We start from the raw sequence: 3,143 nt of genomic DNA on the forward strand, positions 1-3,143 counted from the left end.
TCCATTTTAAAGTCAATAGTGATGCATGATTAGAATGTGTAAATTTCTACACTGTCCTCAAAAACTCTTACTTCACGGACGATGTGACGAATCATTTTCTGTTTCTCTTCAAAGGTAAGCTCCTCTCGTCCTTTATTCAGGTAATATTCTACAGCCTCCTGAAGCTGGCTCTTTCTATATCCGTTCCTTTCCTGATGCAAAACAGAAGCTGTAAGAGCAGTTAATTCCTTTGTTAATTCTGCTTCTCTTTCTTTAAGCTCACGAATAGATTGTTGAATCTCTTCTTGGGATATATCAAGTCCTTGAGAAAATAACATAAGTAGCCGTTTTCTACCCGACTTCGCCTTTACGATCTCTTTTTCCAATCGAGATATCTCAGCTTCCTCCAATGAAGAATTTTGATCAAGCTGCACTATCTCACTTGCTGCCGCAATTTTGTTCGGTTGATTCAGCCAGGTCCGAATTGTTCTCCATACCTCATTCTCCAGCTCCTTTGCTTTTATTTTCCTACCGCAACCAAAATGTTTCGCACCAGAGAAATTTTTTACATCTGTATATTCAAGTATGGGCTTTCCCCAGTTATTTGATTTTCTACCTGTCATGGTATTCTCGCAATTTCCACAGCGCACCAGCCCACTTAAAAGATATCTGTGGTTGCTCTCCTTCGCCCATCTACGCCGTGACTCGTTCATTAACTGTTGTGCGTGTTCATACGTTTCTTTCCTGATAATGGCTGGACACTGTACTTGTATCCAATCCTCTTTCGGGCGTTCTCTCATTGGGATACGTTCCTCTGGAGCCCTATGCTTATTGCCTAACATCCCCTCCGTGTTCCAACGATTTTGATAAAACTCACCGATGTATGCACGATTTTGAAGGATTTGTCGAACTACTTGACGATGCCAGACATTTGCTCCACGTTTTGTCGGTATATTTTTTTTTGTAAGATAATGAGCAATTCCATTAATCCCCTTTACGAGATTGTTCGGTTTTGTAAATAAATCGAATATAAGTCTCACAATTTCCGCTTCGTTTTCATTGACAATCATTCGGTCATGCTCTTTATCGAAGTTGTATCCGTAGACTTGAAAATCTCGCAGAACTTTACCCTGCCGTGCTTTTTGTCTGCGACCTCTGCTCATACGTTCTGTAATTTTTGCTTTCTCGAATTCGGCAATGGCACCGCGCATACTGTAAAACAAATTACCCTCGGGAGTCTTCGCATATTCACCATTAACAAAGACCAATTCAACACCGCGCTTATCTAGCTCATCTGTAATAATAAGCTGATTCATCAGTTTACGCGAAAGTCGATCCGGGTCTAGACATACGATCTTTTTGATAAGTCCGTCTCGAGCATCCTGACGCATTTTTGTTAATGCAGGCCGATCTAGAAATTCCCCTGAAATTCCTTCATCCACATATTCTAAAACGTTATCCGTTTTGGCCTTTCTTCGGCATTCGGCTATCTGGTCTTTCAGGCTGAACCCCTTCCTGGCTTGCTCCTCTGTACTTACCCTCGCATATACTCCGACCATCTAACCTCTCCCTTCTGTACTTTTCTTCCAGATAAGCATAGCAGGATAGACGTATCTCGCTAGTAGAATCACCTTCGATCACTTTGATATGCATCTAGGCATCCCCCCCATAAAGGTTATGCGGGTTGTGCTTGTCTGCTTTCGAAAAAAGCTTCTTTATTAATCCGCCAACAGTTTCGTTGTAAAGTAAGTGGTAGTTATTTATTTTTCTGAATCCTATTTGTCTAGGAAAAGGAAAGAATTTTTATGTTTGTTTTTACTAAAAATGATGCAACAAAAATAGATATCGAAAAAGAAATTATGAATTCAAATACTGATTATAATGTGATGGCCCATAATAAAGAGCAAATAGAAAATAAGGATATTTTAAAAGAACATCTTGAAGCCCAAAAGCTAGATCTTTCACAAAAAATATCAAGGGTGTGACACGCCCAAAACATATATATGACATAGGAAAACATAATGAAGAGCAAATAAGCAAAATGTACCCAAATAGCTCTTAATCCGCATAAACAAACGCATTTCCCTGAAGGTTCGTCCAATCATTTATAACTATTTTTGCTTATTATAAAGTATTAAACAATAAGGGGGTGGCGTACATGTCTTGTTGCTTCCGCAGACGCCGTCGTTGCTGTTTCAGAAGACGTCGTCGTAGCTGCTGTCGTCGTCGCTTCTTCTGTTAGATCTTACTCCGATACCGTCCCCTTGATAATCGGGCGGTATCCTTTTTATCTCGCCTCAAGGGTAAATGTACATAGGAAAATAGTTATATACAATTCACATGTAAAACAAGCGATATTGTATCAGATATTACCTGCTTTTTTTATGAGGATCATGAAGGGAAAGGTTGTCAATAAGAGAAGACTATGGCAGTATATAAGGATATAAGAAACTACCATATTTTTGTGGATTTCGAGTTCGTTGCCTTTCTTCGAAGTTGTAAAACAGAAATTGAAAATTATTCTTATATATTCATTAGCATGAAACGAATGGAGGAAATGAAATAATGGTAGATTTGCCAAATTGCCCAAAGTGTAATTCAGAATACACGTACCAGGATGGAAGTCTGTTTATTTGCCCTGAATGTGCTCACGAGTGGACTTTAGCAGCAGAAGCTGAATATAGCGAGGATAAAAGAATTATTAAGGATGCAAATGGAAATATCTTAAACGATGGTGATACTGTAACAGTAATCAAAGACCTTAAAGTAACAGGAAGCTCTTCCGTCATTAAAATTGGTACAAAAGTAAAAAATATCCGCTTAATTGATGGGGATCATGATATTGATTGCAAAATTGATGGTTTTGGGGCTATGAAATTAAAATCTCAATTTGTTAAAAAGGCCTAATTATTGCTTCGTTATTTGCTTCATGCAACCAAATTGCAATAGCTACTTTTTACACGAAACACCCGTGGGTGCTTTCCAAACTATACATAGCTCTCCCACACCGGAGAGTCCACCTTTTAAGAAGAAGTAACCGTAGGAGCTGGTAACTTGCTCAGGGCGGTTGCTTCTTTTTATTGACAGCAATAGTAGCACAATCACACACAAACACGTTTAGCCTGATCAATAAGGAAACGCATGACTAATGACATTAGAATATC

General features: G+C 38.8%; 3 protein-coding genes. 2 read left to right on the forward strand and 1 reads right to left on the reverse strand.

All coding sequences use genetic code 11. The annotated features are described in order from the left end of the window. Positions 1-29: 29 nt before the first annotated feature. Positions 30-1,538 (reverse strand): recombinase family protein, encoded by a 1,509-nt coding sequence (locus AYJ08_RS02610; protein ID WP_064016476.1) that lies wholly within the window; start codon positions 1,536-1,538, stop codon positions 30-32. Between the two features lie 246 nt (positions 1,539-1,784). On the opposite strand from AYJ08_RS02610, the gene AYJ08_RS02615 reads away from it, so the two are divergent. Continuing rightward, the gene (locus AYJ08_RS02615) at positions 1,785-1,964 is read left to right on the forward strand and encodes a hypothetical protein (protein WP_064016477.1); all 180 of its coding nucleotides are present in this window, start codon (positions 1,785-1,787) and stop codon (positions 1,962-1,964) included. Between the two features lie 580 nt (positions 1,965-2,544). Then, on the forward strand, positions 2,545-2,886 hold the full coding sequence (locus AYJ08_RS02620; RefSeq protein ID WP_064016478.1) for a zinc ribbon domain-containing protein YjdM: 342 nt from the start codon (positions 2,545-2,547) through the stop codon (positions 2,884-2,886). Positions 2,887-3,143 lie beyond the last annotated feature (257 nt).

This window comes from Brevibacillus sp. SKDU10 (genome assembly GCF_001645205.1).
GTDB classification, from domain to species: Bacteria; Bacillota; Bacilli; order Brevibacillales; family Brevibacillaceae; genus Brevibacillus_B; species Brevibacillus_B halotolerans.